At 51.7% G+C, this 16,963-nt stretch carries 13 protein-coding genes and 1 pseudogene; 7 read left to right on the top strand and 7 right to left on the bottom strand.

The window, feature by feature from the left end; all coding sequences use genetic code 11:
• Window positions 1–33: 33 nt before the first annotated feature.
• From WBP50_RS05675 to ruvX, 4 genes are all read right to left on the bottom strand, one after another.
• On the bottom strand, window positions 34–897 hold the full coding sequence (locus tag WBP50_RS05675) for an NAD(+)/NADH kinase (protein WP_423932326.1): 864 nt from the start codon (window positions 895–897) through the stop codon (window positions 34–36).
• The gene (locus WBP50_RS05670) at window positions 894–1,763 is read right to left on the bottom strand and encodes a prephenate dehydrogenase (protein ID WP_423932324.1); all 870 of its coding nucleotides are present in this window, start codon (window positions 1,761–1,763) and stop codon (window positions 894–896) included. The genes WBP50_RS05675 and WBP50_RS05670 overlap by 4 nt, the downstream gene beginning before the upstream one ends.
• Before the next feature lie 4 nt (window positions 1,764–1,767).
• Window positions 1,768–2,349, bottom strand: a complete 582-nt coding sequence (gene pyrE / locus WBP50_RS05665; protein ID WP_423932322.1) for an orotate phosphoribosyltransferase — start codon at window positions 2,347–2,349, stop codon at window positions 1,768–1,770.
• 110 nt (window positions 2,350–2,459) lie between these two features.
• Entirely contained in the window at window positions 2,460–2,888 is a 429-nt protein-coding gene (ruvX, locus tag WBP50_RS05660; protein ID WP_423932320.1) for a Holliday junction resolvase RuvX, read from the bottom strand.
• A gap of 237 nt (window positions 2,889–3,125) precedes the next feature.
• On the opposite strand from ruvX, the gene WBP50_RS05655 reads away from it, so the two are divergent.
• Entirely contained in the window at window positions 3,126–4,559 is a 1,434-nt protein-coding gene (locus WBP50_RS05655) for an NAD(P)/FAD-dependent oxidoreductase (protein ID WP_423932319.1), read from the top strand.
• A gap of 402 nt (window positions 4,560–4,961) precedes the next feature.
• The gene (locus WBP50_RS05650) at window positions 4,962–5,582 is read left to right on the top strand and encodes an SOUL family heme-binding protein (RefSeq protein ID WP_423932318.1); all 621 of its coding nucleotides are present in this window, start codon (window positions 4,962–4,964) and stop codon (window positions 5,580–5,582) included.
• A gap of 71 nt (window positions 5,583–5,653) precedes the next feature.
• Here WBP50_RS05650 and nrfD read toward each other — a convergent pair whose 3' ends face one another.
• From nrfD to WBP50_RS05635, 3 genes are read right to left on the bottom strand one after another with little or no spacing between them, the layout of a single operon-like run.
• Window positions 5,654–6,649 (bottom strand): NrfD/PsrC family molybdoenzyme membrane anchor subunit, encoded by a 996-nt coding sequence (gene nrfD, locus WBP50_RS05645; RefSeq protein WP_423932317.1) that lies wholly within the window; start codon window positions 6,647–6,649, stop codon window positions 5,654–5,656.
• Window positions 6,650–6,651: 2 nt separating this feature from the next.
• On the bottom strand, window positions 6,652–7,218 hold the full coding sequence (locus tag WBP50_RS05640) for a 4Fe-4S dicluster domain-containing protein (RefSeq protein WP_423932316.1): 567 nt from the start codon (window positions 7,216–7,218) through the stop codon (window positions 6,652–6,654).
• A gap of 3 nt (window positions 7,219–7,221) precedes the next feature.
• Window positions 7,222–9,438, bottom strand: coding sequence for a molybdopterin-containing oxidoreductase family protein (locus WBP50_RS05635; protein WP_423932315.1), 2,217 nt, complete (start codon window positions 9,436–9,438; stop codon window positions 7,222–7,224).
• A 659-nt stretch (window positions 9,439–10,097) separates the two neighbouring features.
• Here WBP50_RS05635 and WBP50_RS05630 point away from each other — a divergent pair.
• The 5 genes and pseudogenes from WBP50_RS05630 (at window position 10,098) to dsr1 (ending at window position 16,916) form a co-directional block, all read left to right on the top strand.
• On the top strand, window positions 10,098–10,328 hold the full coding sequence (locus WBP50_RS05630) for a hypothetical protein (RefSeq protein ID WP_423932313.1): 231 nt from the start codon (window positions 10,098–10,100) through the stop codon (window positions 10,326–10,328).
• Between the two features lie 7 nt (window positions 10,329–10,335).
• The gene (gene crcB / locus WBP50_RS05625; RefSeq protein WP_423932311.1) at window positions 10,336–10,710 is read left to right on the top strand and encodes a fluoride efflux transporter CrcB; all 375 of its coding nucleotides are present in this window, start codon (window positions 10,336–10,338) and stop codon (window positions 10,708–10,710) included.
• Entirely contained in the window at window positions 10,707–11,042 is a 336-nt protein-coding gene (locus WBP50_RS05620; RefSeq protein ID WP_423932309.1) for a DUF190 domain-containing protein, read from the top strand. Before crcB ends, WBP50_RS05620 begins: the two co-directional genes overlap by 4 nt.
• Before the next feature lie 152 nt (window positions 11,043–11,194).
• Window positions 11,195–12,904, top strand: a pseudogene (locus tag WBP50_RS05615) (ATP-binding protein).
• Window positions 12,905–13,124: 220 nt separating this feature from the next.
• Window positions 13,125–16,916 carry an anti-phage defense-associated sirtuin Dsr1 gene (gene dsr1 / locus WBP50_RS05610; protein WP_423932307.1) on the top strand — a complete coding sequence of 1,264 codons (3,792 nt, stop codon included), beginning with the start codon at window positions 13,125–13,127 and terminating at the stop codon, window positions 16,914–16,916.
• Window positions 16,917–16,963 lie beyond the last annotated feature (47 nt).

Raw genomic sequence — 16,963 nt, 5'->3', positions numbered from 1 at the left:
CTGAAAGAGAGATGTGTCCGGGTGTGCGGGGGTTCATTCCGGGAGGTTGAGCGAGTGTTCGCGGCCCCAGAGCAGTTTTGTGCGCAGGATCTCGCAGTAGTCACGGCTTTCGTTGGCAACCAGGTTGATGAGATCATCCGATTTTCTTACCGTTACCGTTTCCTGGGAGCGGAGCATTCTGGTGATTCTGCCGTCACAGTTCAGCGGGAATTCACCTGCCTGGGCATCGACCGAAACCTCGATGATTTTGTCGTCGCTGATGACAATCGGCCGGACCGTCAGCATGTGCGGACAGATGGGGGTGATGACGAAGACAGAGGACTTCGGCGCGATAATCGGTCCGCCAGCCGACATGGAGTAGGCTGTCGATCCGGTCGATGTCGCTATAATGATGCCGTCAGCCCGATAGGAGCCGAGCAGTTCCCCGTCGAGCCGGATGACGAAGGTCGGAATTCTCGGATAGGCGCCTTTTTCGATCACCACATCGTTCAGTGCGCGCATTCGCTGTTCACGGCCGTTGTCCGTCGTTATGGCTTCAAGCTGTGTGCGGTTGTGGATGGAGTAGTTGCCGTCCAGTACCTTTTCTACGGCCGTTATCATCTCGTCCTTGCTGAACTCGGTCAGAAACCCGAGCCGTCCCACATTGATGCCGAGCACCGGTTTTGTTTCGGAGTAGTGCGAGGTGTAGAGCAGGGTGCCGTCGCCGCCCAGTGAGATGAACAGATCGCACATCCGGTTGAGATCGTCAATTTTTGCCGAGGGGCCTGTGCCGAGTTTTTCAGCCGAAAGCGATTCGAGCACATAGCCGATCCGTTTACGGTCGAGCCAGCCGGTCAGATCTTTTGCCAGAAGGACGGCCTCACTTCGTTCCGTGTTGACGACAATGGCGACTTTCATGGTTTGTGGAGCTCCTTCAGGGTTTCGTACAACCGGTTGGCATTGCTGAACCTCGAGGCAATGCCTTCGACGTTCTCGTTTTTCACGTCTGAGGCAAGAGCCAGCAGCTCACCTGCGAACCCCTCCAGTTCAGCGGTAATATTGTCGCTGTTGGTGAGCACAATATCCTGCCAGATCGACCACGAGCTTCCCGAGAGTCTGGCCAGTGTCGCAAAACCTGGCCCCGAAGCCGCAATGTTCTTTTCGCAGTAGTTTATCAGCAGTGTGGAGAGCAGCTGGGGAAGGTGGCTGATATTTGCAACAATCCGGTCGTGGCTGACCGGGTCCATCAACATGGTGTGGCATCCCGCAGATTCAAGCAGGTTCATCAGTTCCTGTCCAACCGGACCGTCCAGAAAAGCGCCGTTATCGCAGAGAATCACGGTTTTGCCCCTGAGCAGCTCTTCGTGGGCCGCGCGGAATCCTCGCTGTTCCCGACCGGCCATGGGGTGCATGCCGATAAACGGAATTCCGAGTTTTCGTGCTTTTTCGGCTATCAGCGTCTTGGTGCTCGACACATCGGTTACCAGCACCGGAGATGCGGCGTACTCCCTGATTTCATCAAGCAGCTCGATATTCACCTGTACGGGCGCTGACAGGACGATAAGATCAGCGTCATAGAGGGCTTTTTTGTCGGTTTCGAACCGGTCGAGCCCCAGATCGAGCACCTCAAGCCGCTCCTTTTCGGTGAACGAAGGATCGTAGCCTTTCATGACAAGCCGGTGCTCACCGGCGGGCTGCGACAGCCTGAATGCCCGGAGGAGCGATGTGCCGATCAGCCCGAGGCCGACAAACGATATGGTTCTGATAGCCGGTTGTGCGCTCATGGCGTCAGTTTTGCTTGTTAGCCCTGCTGCCCGGAGCCTCGACGGGAATGCCTTCGCTGCAGAGCGGGCACTCTTCGGGCGTATAGCTGACGACCTCCATCAGGAGCACCGAGTACTGGTTGTCGGCAAGCCGCACCTTTCCGTTGCTTCGGTCTACCACCGAACCCACGCCTACCAGTTCGGCGCCGGCGGCCTCGACCAGTTCGATCACTTCGGCAACGGAGCCTCCTGTCGTGATGACATCCTCCACGACAACAACCCGTTCGCCTTTTTCCAGACCGAACCCCCTGCGGATGGTCATTTTTCCATCCTTGCGCTCGGCAAAGATGGTTTTTACGCCCAGCTGCCGGCCAACCTCGGTACCGACCACGATTCCGCCTATGGCCGGCGAAATGACCGTTTCGACTGCGGAGTTGCTGAAATGGCCGGCTATCCGGCCGCAGACCGTCGAGAGATGTTCCGGATACTGCAGTACTTTCGCGCACTGGAAATAGGTGTTGCTGTGTCGTCCGGAGGTAAGCCTGAAATGGCCTTCAAGCAGTGCTCCGGTTGATTTGAACATCTCAAGCATTGACGGGTTGCTCATGAATCGATAGCTGGGTATGGGTCGTTGACTGAAAAGGTGTGTAAACCGTTAAAATACAGAAGCTGAATCAAAAAAGGGAAAAGAAAAACCCCCGCATGAGGGTGAGTTCATTACCGGCGCGTTTCAAGATACTCCCTGAGAATGACGCATGCCGCTGCGCTGTCGAGCCGGCCTTTCCGGTTTCGTTCTTTCCTGCTGAGTCCCGATGCCGAAAGAATCTGCATGGCGTCCCGGGAAGAGCCGTGTTCATTGATCCTTTCGATCGGCAGGCCGGGGAACCAGATGGAGAGCTCTTCGATGAACCGGTCGATCACTCCGCTCATCCTGTTCTCCGTGCCGTCATCGTTGAGCGGGTAGCCGACAAGAATTTTTTCGATCTCATCGCTGCTTGTCATGGCCTCGAGCCTGCTGAACAGCGCATTCCGGTCAAGGGTCCCGACCGGCTGGGCAAAAAGCTGGAGAGGATCGCTCTCGGCAAGCCCGATTCGTTTTGTGCCGTAATCGATGGCGACAATTCTTTTTTTTCTGTTCGTATCCATGCCTTGAAAAATCGGTATTCCTGATTTACTTCTTTCAGTGCAGTATAAATAGTAAAGAAAAACTTTTGTCGTACTGTTTTGCTCTTTTCCTGTCGCGCCGTGATTTTTCAGTGATAAAATTTAGCATATGCCCAATATTCTCGTATAACTGCTTGGCTATATGGCATTTTGGTGTTAATTTTACCATTCAAATCTTTTTTGAGCATTCATAACACAAGTATAACCGGAGAAGATGCAATGGCAAAGGTTGTTATTATTGGTGCCGGCTTTGCAGGGCATACTGCAGCGATGTATCTGGGCGATTCGATAGGCAAGGATCATGAAATAACGGTTGTTCATAAATTCGATTATTTCGGTTTTGTTCCATCGTGGGTCTGGCTGGGTATCGACGCCGTGAAGCCTGAGCATACCGTTTTCAAGTTAAAGCCAATCTACGACAAATTCAATGTGAACTTTGTGCAGGGTACCGTAACCTCGGTTCACCCCGACGAGAACTACATTATTCTCGAACAGGCCGGAGACGCGGGCCCCGCAAGCCTTGAATACGACTATCTGATCATTGCGACCGGTGCGCACATGAACTACGATGCGACACCTGGTCTCGGACCGAAAAAGTTCACGCAGTCGATATGCCACTTCGATACCGCCATTCAGGCTCGCGACGCCTATCTGCAGTCGGTGGCGCGCATGAAGCGGGGCGAGCGTCAGAAGCTGGTCATCGGCACCGGCCATCCGCTTGCGGCATGTCAGGGCGCGGCCTTCGAGTACATTACCAACATCCATCACGATCTTACCCAGAGAGGCGTAAGGGATAAAGCCGAACTGGTTTACCTCACCAACGAGCCGGAAATCGGCGATTTCGGCGTTGGCGGTATCAATGTGGTCACAAAGGGTGGCCGGATTGCAAAGGGCGGCGATCTCATCGAGGACGCCATGGACGAATTCGGTATCGGTAAAGCTGTCCGCAGGGGCGTCAGGGAGGTCGATGCCAAAAATGTATACTGGGAGGACTTCGAAGGCAACTACGGTGAAACCGATTATGATTTCGCCATGCTCATTCCCCAGTCGCGCGGCGTTACCTTCAGGTTTTTCGACAAGGAAGGCAAGGACATCTCCTCAACGGTCTGCAATCCCGGCGGCTTTGTGTTCGCCGACGGCATCTACGGTCTGAAATACGACGATCTGGTCAAGAACTCAAACGCATGGCCGGCCCAGTACTACAACCCGACCTACAAGAACATCTTTTCGGCAGGTATCGCCTTTGCGCCTCCCGGCCCGATTTCCGAGCCGCATACCACGAAAAACGGTACGGTCATTACGCCTGGAGCGCCGAGAACAGGAATGATTTCCGGTGTGATCGGCAGGGTTGTGGCCTTCAACGTCATCGACATGATCAAGACCGGGCGCATGACGCACCGTGAGCGCATGTCCGAGATGCTGGCCGTATGTATCGCTTCCAACGGCAAGTCGCTCTGGAACGGTTCTGCCATCGTGATGATCATCTATCCCATCGTGCCGGACCATTCGCGCTACGACAACAAGGAAGGGCGCGACATGTTCGTCACCAAGGTCGAGCGCGGCATTTCCGGCGCATGGCTCAAGCAGATGGTGGAAACCACCTTCATGCACAAGTTCCAGGGCCGTATCGGCTGGCAGTTCATTCCGGAATAACCGGGCAAGATTTCAATCAATGACAAAATGCGATAACCCATGAGGCCTACATCGTTTGATAAATTCCTGATGCGCTGCAGAATCTACCAGTTCTGGCGCTTTATCGTGCTGAACCTCAAGATCCTCAAAGCCGTCCATCACGATAAAACAGCCTGAGCGGAGAGTTTTTGCCGTTTCAGGGAAATACGGTTTTTCCATTCATAAACGCATATCTTTTTTTAGGGTATGCGTTTTTTTTATTGAAACCATCCCGCCTTTGTTCCTGGCACTTCTTCTGCAGATCTTTTCCCTCTGCCTTGAGTTCAGTACCCGAAGCCGGGTTCAAACCTTTAACAGGCTCCGGATGTTGATGCTGAAGAGTTTATTGCCTGACGAGATCATTTTTTTATCCGGGGGGTGGCTATGCCGGTTTTGATGGGTTTATTCATGACGTGTCTCCTGTTTGCCGGTTGTTCGGTGGTGGGAAAGCGAACAGCTGATGAGCCGTCTTATACGTTGATAGAAAAAGATGGAGAAAGAGAAATACGGCGTTACGGTGATATGATCGTTGCCGAAACGGTTGTCGAGGGTCGATACAGCACGACCAGCGGTCCGGCTTTCAGCCGTCTTGCCGGGTATATATTCGGGAAAAACCGGGGAAAGCAGAAAATCGCCATGACAGCACCGGTAATTCAGGAGCCGCTCAGTGAAAAAATCGCCATGACAGCTCCGGTATTGCAGGAAAAAAAAGGTACGGCATGGTCAATGATGTTTGTCATGCCTGAAGGATACACGCTTGAAACAACGCCGGTACCGCTTGACGCGTCAGTCGTTGTCAGGGAGGTCAAAGGCAAAAAAGTTGCCGTGATCCGGTATTCAGGCCTGCATTCCGAAAGCAATCTTCAGAGTTATGCAGGGAAACTGACGATGTGGCTCGAAAAAAAAGGATACCGTATTCTTTCTCCTCCTCGAGCGGCAAGCTACGATCCGCCGTGGAGCATTCCGTTTTTTCGCCGTAACGAGGTGCATATCGATGTTGAGTAAACGGTAACGACGAAAAAAGGGCCAAATACAACCGGCCCTTTTTTCGTCGCTCTGAAGAAGCACCGATCAGTCTACATGAAGGTGTGGTAGGACTGGCCGGCAAAAACGATGAGAAACCGGAGTATCAATCCGCCGAAAAGCACCATGACTGGAGCGACGTTCGGAAATCTTACATGGACGCCGGCCGCTTCAAGAAACTCGAGAAGCAGCGGAACGACCAGACCGGCGGCGACAAAAACTCCCCAGAACCAGAACATGTAGGACATGCCGGCCAGATTGACGTCGCCGGTGATGAGATGCATCATGGCGCCATGGGTATTGGCAGAGCCGGTAAGGCCGCCGAGCACGAAGAGCCCTACGGTCATCAGTTCTATCCAGATGGCGTTTGCGTCGATCATGCTGTAGACCGGTTTTTCATCTTCAGGTGCAAGCAGCAGCATCAGAGCGGCGGCACTCGATATTCCCGAAACAAGAAAGAGCATGCCGAGAATGGAGCTTGACCAGAGCGGCCGGGCGGAGAAGAAGGAGAGCAGGATGCCGGTGTAGATACCGATGCCTACGCCGATATGGGCATTGACCAGCGCCACGATGGTCATGTGGTTTTCCGTCCAGTCAATCACCTTGTTGATGGGCTCGATATTCAGGTCGCGAAGCTGTCGTTTGTTGACCAGCATTGCCTGCAGAATCGCCAGCGGGAAGAATGCTATCAGAATCCAGCTGCCGGCAGACATTGGTGAGGTGGGCTGAATGGTGGTGTAGAACGCCCACACGTAAAGGGGATGAGCCAGGTCAAGAAAAAGAAAGAGCATGCCGATGCCGAGCAGCGTCGGAGAGAGAATGGAGCCGAGTCGCACGGCAAGGCAGGGACACCCCTCCCCCTGGTCTCTCGGTCCGACACCGAACTTGCGTTTCAGGATGATCATGATCGAGGTGATCACGAGCAGGCCGCCCGCCATACCGCCGAGAAAGAGGTAGAGCGGGATGTGCCATTCCCAGATGTGGAGATGCGGCACCACATTGGGGTTGATTTTCGTCGAGACGATCTCATTAACTGCAGTTGCCAACATAGTTACGCTCCGGGTTTATTGCTTGCGGAAATCCAGTGCAGGTTCGGTTCCGTTCCTGCATGTTCTTTCTGGCGGTAAACGAGTTTACCTCTCAACAGCGCTCTTGTCTTTTCGTTCATATTGTTGAAATCGACAAGGTTCAGGCTGCCTGTCGGGCAGATCGACACGCAGGCGGTTTCAAGGCCCTGTTCGATCCGGTGCCGGCAGAGCGAGCACTTATCCACAAATCCTTCGGGATGCACGTAACGGGCATCGTAGGGGCATGCCGCCATACAGGCCTTGCAGCCGGTGCAGAGCGACCGGTTGATCTGTACCGTGCCGTTTTCGTCATAGTGCGACGCTCTCGTCGGGCAGTACGTGACGCACGGGGCGTTGTCGCAGTGCTGGCAGCGCTCCGAGCGGTTTTCCATGGTCAGTTTAGGATATTCTCCACCCGACTCCTGAACAACCCAGTCGCGACAGTACCCTTCGGGCACGCTGTTCTCCTGCTTGCAGGCATAGACACAGGCCGAACAGCCGACACATACCCTGGTGTCGATAACCATTCCGTAATTTTTCTTGTTGCTCACGCTTTACGCCTCCTTGATGAATGTCACAAAATTGTTCTGGAACCCGACAGCGCCCATCGCCGGGTCTATTTCGGTTTTCGATATAAGCTGGTTGTGCGATGCTCCCCGTTTGTGGGCCCAGGTGAGCTTGGCTGAAGTATGGCCGAACCCGTGAACCATGTAAACCGCATCGGTGCGGATGCGCTGGGTCACCTTCACTTTGACCGGAAACTCGGAAACCACTCCTTCCTGGTTTTTCAGGTGTACGTATTCGCCGTTCTCAAGGCTGTGTTTTTCCGCGATGCGGTTGTTCACCCAGACCTCGTTCTCTTTTGCTGTTGCAAGGTCGCCGAGGAAGCGGTTGTTTGCCGTACGACCGAAAGTCAGCATGGGTTTGCGTCCCGTCAGCATCCGGTAGAAGCCGCTCGGCGGCTCGGGATGCGGAGTGTATCTCGGAACGGCATCGAATCCTCCAGCCTCGAGCCGGGCCGAAGCCAGCTCGATCTTGCCGCTCGGGGTTTTCAGATTGAGCGCTTCACCCGGCTTGCGGTAGAGATCGGTTTCAGGCATAACCAGCACCCCTTTTTTCCTGATCTCGGCAAGGGAACTGCCTACCAGTTTGAGTTTTTTGTCGAGCCCTTTTTCAACGCTCGGCGGGAAAGCTCCGTGAATGCCCCACTTCTCGGTAATCATCTTCGCGATCTGGTTGCCCGGCTTTGAATCGAACATGGGAGGTACGGCGGGCTGACGAAGTGCTACAAACGGGGTACGGAAGGCTCGGCCGTTATCGAGATCGTCATACCGTTCAAGATAGGTACACTCAGGCAGCACGACATCGGCATAGCCGGTAACCTCGGAAGGCAGCACATCCACGGCGACCACGAACTCAGCCTTCTTCATGGCTTCGATGGCCTTGTCCCGGCCGAGAGTCATGGTTTCGGGCAGGTTTACGCCGTAGATCAGAAGTCCCTTTATCTCGCCCGAAATGGCCTGCTGCACGATTTCATGCGAGGCTATGGTGTTGGACGGTTCGTCATCCGGGAAGAAGGGATATTTGCTGTGTACCTCTTTTTCATAGGCAGGGTGCTCATGAGCCGGAGGCGGCTGTACAAGCGGGAACTTCTGGAAGGCAACCACGCCACCGGGCATCTTGAAATTGCCGACCAGCGCATTGAGAATATGGATGGCCCGGATCCGTTGCAGGGCGTCGCCGTACCAGTTGGTGCGACGTCCGGTGTGCACGAAGGCCGCCGGTGCATGGAAAGCGTATTCACGGGCAACAGTACGAATATCGTCTGCAGGAATGTCGGTTATTTCCGAAACCTTTTCCGGGGTCATCTCCTTTACCGAATTCCATAGTTCGTCGAATCCGACGGTGTGGGCCTCGACGAACGTCTTGTCATACAGGTTTTCGCTGATGAGTACATGCATGAGCCCCTGCATCATGGCGATATCGGTAGCCGGTTTGATAGGCAGCCAGTGCTCGGCCTTTCCTGCCAGTGTCGAGAACCGGGGATCGAACACCACGATTTTCGCTCCGTTGCGAATGCCTTCGGAGATCTCCTGCACCGCGGTGTTGTGCATGTTCTCGCCGAAGTGGGTGCCGAAGAATACCATGTATTTGCTGTTCTTCATATCGAACCCTTCAGGCGTATCGCTCGGGTAGCCGTAGGTCAGCACCGTTGCCTGGCGGGCCGGGCCGCAGCAGAGGTCGTAGGATGGTTTTGCGTATTTGTTGACGCCGATCTGGGAGAACATGTTCTTGAAGAATGATACGCCGTAGCCGTGGTGCAGCATGGCAAGTGCTCCGGGTCCGTACTGCTCTTTAATGCCGTAGAGCTTTTCGGCGACAAGCGTGATGGCCTCGTCCCAGGTCGCCTTCCGGTAGAACTGCCTTCCGTCTTTCGTTTCGCGGATCAGCGGATGGGCAAGGCGGTCGGGATCGTAGAGCAGCCCGGTACCTCCGGTGCCTCTCGGGCAGAGTTTTCCCTGGCTGAGAGGATGGTGATCCGATCCGGTGATCTTGTAAACCTTGCCGTCCCGGACATGCGCGGCGATGCCGCACCGCCAGAAGCAGTGTTCGCAGAATGAATAGACCACCTTGCTTCCTTCATCCCCGGCCGCAGAGTCCGCCCCGGAAAAAGCCTGTGCGGCTCCTGCGGACAATGCGGTGGATCCGGCAAGGAAAATCGACGATATCTTTATGAAGTCCCGGCGGCTGATGTTCTGGCCTTGGCTCATATGACAGGCTCCTTACTGAGTGTTGATAGAAATACTGGAACTGTGCAGTTACTGTTTTTTTCGGCTTTCCGCCCTCTGCCGGAGAATTTCGTCAGCATCTTCCGGTGCCATGCCCGAAGAGCAGGCGAAAAAAGTATAAAGAGATCAGAGAGTGCTGCGTCAGGCAAGCCGGATGAAATCCCTGCTTATTGCAGCGCGAATATGTTTTCCGGGCCGGAAAAAGGAATGTTTTCTGTGAAGGGAAATTCCTTTGGTGTGACGGCGTATGGAGATAAATATTATTGAATAAAAAATAAATATAATTGTTGTTATGACAGCATGCAAAATGAAAATCAAAGGATGACTTATTGGCATAAGTGTATTTTTTGCAATGGGTTGGAATTTATTTTTGACTGTATATATATGAACATATAGATGTATTGATATAAACTTGTTTATGGATTCTTTTTGGTATTTGCTATATTTTATTGCGGTTCCGCTTTATAGAAAAGCAATAACAATTGTTAATGATTTGCTATGAATCAGCTCTTGTGTTTCAAGATAATCCCTCCGGAAAAAATCGCATTCGGGGAAGACGGGAGCCGAACGGCCGGTTTTTTTCTCGGCGGTCGAATGAGTACATTCGAGTAAATTCATCAGCATAAAATTCATACGCGGTTATGAAACCACTCTACTACTTCATCGGAGCCGGGCTTTCCATTCTGCTGTCGATCTATATCTTTATATTCGGCACGGCACCCAACCACGAACTGATTGCCATTTTTATCGGCCTCTGGGCGCCGACCATCATCTGTCTCGGCGTTTTCAATACCCTGCTCGGCATTCTTGACGAGATGTGCTGCGCCCACAAGCGGATCGAGGAGCGGCAGTCGTGCGGCCATGAGCGGTAACAGCATTATGGGAAACATGTTGCTGGTCGGTGCGGGCGGATTTCTCGGCTCGGTTGCGCGCTATCTTGTCGCACTTGCCGTACCGTTTGCCGGAACGGGTTTTCCGTTTGCCACCTTTGCGGTCAATATGCTCGGCAGTTTTTTTATCGGTCTTCTGAGCGAGCTTGCGGTTTCAACCACCATGCTCTCTCCTGAAACCAGGCTTTTTCTTGTAACCGGCTTCTGTGGCGGTTTCACCACATTTTCCTCCTACATGTACGAGAACGCCGCACTCATCAGGGACGGCCAGGTGTTCTATACAACCCTTTACCTTGCCGGCAGCATCGCCGGCGGATTTCTTGCGCTTTATTCAGGAATGCTCACCGCAAAACTCTGGACATGATGAACTTCATCGAATCGGAACTGCTGCGGATCTTTGTCGGCGAGCAGGAAAATCTGCACCACCGACCGCTCTACGAACTGCTTGTCAGCGAAGCGCTCGAACGAGGCATGGCCGGAGCTACCGTGTTTCGCGGCCTCCTCTCCTTCGGCCTGCGCCACAAGGTGCACACTGCAAAGATATTGGAGCTTGTAGGCGACCTGCCGATGGTGGTTGAAATCGTGGACACCACCGAAAAGATCGAAGCATTTCTGCCAGTTGTGGAGATGCTGTTGCGAGAGTCCGGAGCGCAGGCACTGGTGACGCGTGAAGCCTTGCGTCAGTGGACGACGTGAAGGAATGAGTGAACATTTCCCCTTTCGAGATGATTTCTGAATCGGGGTGATTCCGGTTGAATGCCGATATTTGCATGCATCACCTGATACAACGATACAGCGCTCTCCATCACCAGTCGCAATCAGGTTAATCCAGTCATTCAGGAATTGATATGAGAACCGTTGCCCAGATAGAATCCTTACTGCCTGAACTGGAGTTCTGTACAGCTGATGAACTGGAAGATCAGGATCTCGATTTCAAACAGTGGGATGCATAGAGCCGTGACAAAGCCGTTCGGCTTATGGTTCACATGGCGGTGTGCATGGCCAATGGCGGGGGTGGTACGGTCGTGTTCGGTATTGCTGATCGCGTCAAAGGGCGTGAAAAGGCAATTCTCGGGGTACCGCCCGAGATCGATACCAACCTGCTGAGGAAAGCGATCTACGATCAGACTGATCCCAAAATCACCCCGGTTTTCGAAGAGTTGCGTGTGCCTGAAGGAACCGGCCGCCTTATACTGATGCAGACTTATTCCGGAATGCCGCCTTATACCGATAATGCCGGTCGGGGCAGTATTCGCATTGGCAAAGACTGTCAGCCACTTACCGGAACTCTTCGTCGAAAAATAGGCGTCGAGACCGGTGAGACCGACTATACCGCTGAATCTGTTGCTGCTGCGAACAGTCAACTGCTCTCGTTTACGGCTATTGAAGCCTTGCGCAACCAGGCAAGAAAAGAGCGAGCGCCGGATGATCTTCTGCGTCTGACGGATATCGAGCTGCTTGCTGCATTGGGTCTGGTAAGGCATAACAGATTCACGAGAGCGGCACTGTTGCTGGCCGGCACCGAATCGGCTATTCGGGAATATTGTCCGGGTCATAACTGGACTTTCCTTCAGATGACCTCCGATACCGTATATGGAATTCGTGAAGACCGGGTGAGTGCGCTGCCGTTATCTGTACAGCGTATCCAGGAGCTGCTTGTACCCTTCAATCCCATTACAACGTATCAACAGGGGCTGTTTCACTTCGAATACCACACGTGGCCCGAAATCGCCATACGCGAAGCGTTGATGAATGCCTTCTGTCATGTCGATCTGCGTATTGCAGGGCCGGTGATGGTCAGGTTGTATCCCGACCGGCTTGAGGTTAGTAATAACGGAGGGTTCATTGCCGGCATAACTCCGGGCAATATTCTTCACCATCAACCGGCATCGAGAAATCCGCTGCTCGTTGAGGCTTTGACCCGCCTGCGTCTTGTCAATCGCAGTAACCTCGGAATAAACCGTATGTTTTCCTCACTGCTGATAGAGGGCAAGGAGCCGCCGCATATTCGTGAAATCGGAGAATCTGTCCTTGTGAGCTTTCCCAGGCGTGAATTGAATGCGGCCTTTCGGCTTTTTGTTGCCGAAGAAGGTGAAAAAGGACGAGACCCGGGTGTCGATGAACTGCTGTTATTGCAGCATCTGCTGCATCATCCGGAGGTGAACACCGGCTCGGCCGCCGGGCTTTGCCAGAGAAGCGAATCGGAAATCCGAGAACGTTTATCCGCAATGGAGACATCAGGGTACATCGAGCATGGCGGTGCCGGTCGTGGGGCTTACTGGTGCCTCCATCCGGAGCTGTACAAACGTTTGGCCAGCGACGGGCAAGGCGAAGTCCGCCGAAGGGTTGACTGGGAGGCAGCCAAGACTCGCATCCTTAGCATACTCATGGAACGAGCCCGCCGTGGGGAGCCCGGCCTCAGCAACAAGGAAATCCGGCAGATCACCCGATTTGATCGTAATCAGGTTTATCGGTTGATGACGGAACTCAGGCAAGAGAATCCATTTTTGCAATCACCAGGGAGAGGTAAATATGCACGCCATGAGTTTCGGCAATGATGCAATGTATGCTCGTGAGCATTAAATCGAGCATTAACGGTGTTTTTATGCTCACTTTTTGAGACAAAGCATTGACCTGTATTGTCCCGTGAGGTGTCCTTTATTTGAACTTATTCCGGGGCAGGTTTCTGCACAGCATTGTTACTGCAGGCTGATGAATCGCACTGTTATGGATCAGAGCCCGGCCGATAGCCCTTAAATTTATCGATGATTTGAGATTATGCAGTTCATTCCGAACGGGCCCGATATTCCGGAAACCCTTTTACAGGCACATGAAGAGGGGCGCGTTGTGTTCTTCTGCGGCGCCGGGATTTCATACAAAGTCGGGCTAAAAGATTTTCAATGGCTCGTCGATGAGATTTCCCAGCGATGCGGAATGATGCCGCTAAAAGATTCGGTAGCGTATAAAAGTGAGCGTTATGATATCATATTAAATAATCTTGAGGAGAAATTGCTGGGTCAGCGAGCGGGTCTGAAAATGCGCAAAGCGCTTGCAGAAGTATTGACTCCAGATTTTAACCTGATAGGTGCGGAATCGACTCATAAAGCCTTGCTGCATTTATCACAAGATCGTAAAGGCGTTATGCGTCTGGTGACCACGAACTTCGATCGCTCATTCGAGTTTGTTCGACATAGTTTACAGATCAAGTGCAATATGTATGCAGCTCCCATGCTGCCCATACCAAAAAATAGTCGATGGGACGGTTTGGTTTACCTGCATGGCTTGCTTCCTGACGTAGGAGAGTGCGAACAAGGCCTAGATTATCTGGTTGTTACAAGTGGTGACTTCGGGCTTGCGTATCTGACCGAACGCTGGGCGGCTCGTTTTGTGAGTGAGCTGTTCCGTAATTTTATGGTGTGTTTTGTGGGCTATAGTATCAATGACCCTGTGCTTCGTTATATGATGGATGCTTTGGCGGCAGACCGACTCAGGGGAGAGGCAACTCCACAAGCCTATGCGTTGGCAGCTTTTACGACTGGTTGTGAGCGGACTGCTAAAGAAGACTGGTTTTCCAAAGGCATATATCCGATTCTTTATGATTCAGTTGATGATCACCGGCTCTTGCATGAAACCCTCAGGGGATGGGCAGACGATTACAGTAATGGAATTCAGGGGAAAGAACGTATCGTGATTGAAAACGCAATTGCCAATCCTGCTGAAAGCACAGTTCAGGATGACTTTATTGGGCGAATGCTCTGGGCGCTTTCCGATCTATCTGGACTTCCTGCAAAGTTATTTGCCTATTTTAATCCTGTGCCTCCGATTGAGTGGCTCGAAGTTTTTTCTGACGAGCGCTATACGCATCATGATTTGTCTCGTTTTGGAGTGACGTCATCGGATACCAAAGCCGATGAAAAGTTTCGTTTCAGCCTTATTAGACGCCCAGCGCCATTTAAACGAACGCCATTCATGTCATTGGTATCGAGTGGTCGGGTAAGCAGTGAGTGGGATGATGTTATGTCTTATCTTGCTTTATGGCTGACACGGCATTTGAATGAACCAGCATTGATTATCTGGCTTGCGCAGCGTGGCGGACAATTGCACGAGCGATTGCAATGGATGATCGAGAAAATACTGGCTGATCTTGCAGGCAAGACTGTTCCTGAGCTTGATGAAATTCGCTCGAACTCACCGAATGCAATTCCTGGGCCATTAATGCTACCGTTATGGAATTTGTTTCTGTCAGGTCGGGTGAAATCAAACTGGCATGAGCCGGGACTGTATCGTTGGATGCATCGCTTAAAATACGCAGGCCGCCTTACAGTAACCATGCGGTTTGAATTGCGTGAACTGCTTTCGCTAAAAGTGAGGTTGAAAAAACCATTTTTTTGGGGCGATGATAAAGAACAAAAAATGGTATCAACCCACATCAGGGAATTGGTTGACTTCGAATTTGTGCTGGCCAGTGAACATATTCGATCCTTCATCGATATTGCCAAGAATAACTGGCATAAGGTGTTGCCTGAGTTGATGGATGACTTTCAAGTATTGTTGCGCGATGCACTGGATTTAATGAACGAACTTGGGGAGGCAGAAGAGCATCGTGACCCTTCAATCTGGCATTTGCCATCGATCAGCGAACATTGGCAGAACAGGGGTTTCTCTGAGTGGCTGATCCTGATTGAGTTTCTTCGCGATGCTTGGTTAAGGACTCTCGAAATAGATCCCCCGAGAGCACGTCGTTTTGCGCTGGGATGGTTTGATATTCCTTATCTCACGTTCAAGCGACTTGCATTTTTTGCCGCCAGCCAGGATAACGGGATTGAACCGGAACAATGGGTAGAGTGGCTTGTGTCTGATAATAGCTATTGGTTATGGACTCATGATGCCCAGAGAGAAGTGATGCGTCTTTTAACTCTTCAGGGTGGCAGTCTGACCCTGAAAGTTCAGGAAAGATTGGAGACTGCGATTTTGACAGGCCCTCCTTCAGATTTATTTGAAGGAGAACATCGTAAATATTTGATTGACAGGTCGGTTTGGTTGCGTCTTGCAAAGCTTAGTGCATCAGGACTTGTTTTGGGATTTCGGGCAAGTGAACGCTTGAAATCAATAGCTGTGATATATCCAGATTGGGCATTCGAGCCACATGAGCGGGAGGAGTTCGCGCACTGGATGAGTTGCTCTGGAGATCCCGATTATCAAAGAGATGTTCGTGATGTTGATGCTATTCCGCACAAAAAGGCCGAGTTGGTTGAATGGCTTAAGCAGTTTCCGGAGGAAAATGACAGTGGCTGGCGTGATAGCTGTCGCGCTCGATTCTGTCATAGTCTGTGTGCCTTGAGTGATCTTGCAAAAGAGGAGATTTGGCAGGAAAAACGATGGGTAGTGGCATTGCAGGTGTGGAGTGAGGATCGGTATGTTCGGCGTTCATGGCGTTATGCTTCGCCTTGGGTAAGCGAGATGAGCGATTCGTTTATTGAGAATATTGCTTCCGGTTTGGCTTGGTGGTTAAAGGAAGTTTCGAAATCGATAGATCGTGATGGTGATCGTTTGATGGCATTGTGCCGCCGTCTTTTGATACTGCCATTTGAAGTCAGTAATGGTGTCAGGGGAAATGGTGAACCTGAGCAGGATCCGGTATCGGCGGCCATCAATCACCCTGTCGGCCATGTGACGCAGGCGCTGATCAACCTATGGTTTAAATTCAAGCCTAATGATCATGAGTTGTTACCGGAACCTTTTCGATTTATCTTTTCGGAATTATGTGATGTCGGTGTTCAGAAATTCCGGCATGGTCGAGTGTTGCTCGCATTGAATCTGGTCTCATTGTTCCGGGTTGATCGTGAGTGGACAATGAAACACCTGCTGCCGTTGTTCGAATGGGATCGTGATTCGGAAGAGGCCTGTGCGGTATGGAGAGGTTTTCTCTACTCTCCAAGAGTCCACAGTCCCCTCATGATAGTGTTTAAATCAGAATTCCTGTCGACAGCTAATCATTATAAAGAACTTGGCGAATTCAGTTCACAATACGCTGCATTTCTGACTTATGCGGCATTAGGCTCTGTTGATGGTTATATGTATGAGGATTTTTACAAAGCCATTATCACCCTTCCACCTGAAGGACTGCAAGTAATTGCACAGACGTTGAAGCAGGCTCTCGATGGGGCTGGAGATAAACGAGAAACGTACTGGAGAAATAAGATAAGAGTCTTCTTGCAAAAGATATGGCCAAAACTCCACGAACTTCGAACCGAAAAACTTGCCGGATTGCTTGCCCTCTTATGTATTGAGGCAGGTGATGAGTTTCCTTCGGCCTTGTCTGAGCTTTCCGCCTGGTTCATGCCAATAGAGAGTTCCGATTACCTCGTGATGCGTTTGTGGGAAAATGGACATTGCAAACGATTTCCTGCAGAGGTTTTACGTTTGCTTGATCTTGTTATCACCGTTTCTCCGGTGTTGTACGAAGATCTTGAAAAATGTCTGGACGCAGTTGTTACCGAAAAGCCTGAGTTGAAAAGAGATGGAAGATATCTCAAATTGATGGGCATTGTTCGAATGAATGCTAGGTAATTATTTTTTTCTCACAATGAACTTACTATTCCTGATTTGCTTAAAAC

The organism is Chlorobium sp. (assembly GCF_049593655.1).
Taxonomy (GTDB): Bacteria; Bacteroidota; Chlorobiia; order Chlorobiales; family Chlorobiaceae; genus Chlorobium.
The sequence above is the reverse complement of the archived record's forward strand: the minus strand, read 5'-3'. Positions and strand labels throughout refer to the sequence as shown.

Excerpts from the sequence above, each read along its gene's own strand:
- dsr1 (WP_423932307.1), top strand. The coding sequence starts at position 13,125 with ATGCAGTTCATTCCGAACGGGCCCGATATTCCGGAAACCCTTTTACAG.
- WBP50_RS05655 (WP_423932319.1), top strand. The coding sequence starts at position 3,126 with ATGGCAAAGGTTGTTATTATTGGTGCCGGCTTTGCAGGGCATACTGCA.
- pyrE (WP_423932322.1), bottom strand. The coding sequence starts at position 2,349 with ATGAGCAACCCGTCAATGCTTGAGATGTTCAAATCAACCGGAGCACTG.
- WBP50_RS05650 (WP_423932318.1), top strand. The coding sequence starts at position 4,962 with ATGCCGGTTTTGATGGGTTTATTCATGACGTGTCTCCTGTTTGCCGGT.
- nrfD (WP_423932317.1), bottom strand. The coding sequence starts at position 6,649 with ATGTTGGCAACTGCAGTTAATGAGATCGTCTCGACGAAAATCAACCCC.
- WBP50_RS05675 (WP_423932326.1), bottom strand. The coding sequence starts at position 897 with ATGAAAGTCGCCATTGTCGTCAACACGGAACGAAGTGAGGCCGTCCTT.
- ruvX (WP_423932320.1), bottom strand. The coding sequence starts at position 2,888 with ATGGATACGAACAGAAAAAAAAGAATTGTCGCCATCGATTACGGCACA.
- WBP50_RS05630 (WP_423932313.1), top strand. The coding sequence starts at position 10,098 with ATGAAACCACTCTACTACTTCATCGGAGCCGGGCTTTCCATTCTGCTG.
- WBP50_RS05670 (WP_423932324.1), bottom strand. The coding sequence starts at position 1,763 with ATGAGCGCACAACCGGCTATCAGAACCATATCGTTTGTCGGCCTCGGG.
- WBP50_RS05620 (WP_423932309.1), top strand. The coding sequence starts at position 10,707 with ATGATGAACTTCATCGAATCGGAACTGCTGCGGATCTTTGTCGGCGAG.
- WBP50_RS05635 (WP_423932315.1), bottom strand. The coding sequence starts at position 9,438 with ATGAGCCAAGGCCAGAACATCAGCCGCCGGGACTTCATAAAGATATCG.
- crcB (WP_423932311.1), top strand. The coding sequence starts at position 10,336 with ATGGGAAACATGTTGCTGGTCGGTGCGGGCGGATTTCTCGGCTCGGTT.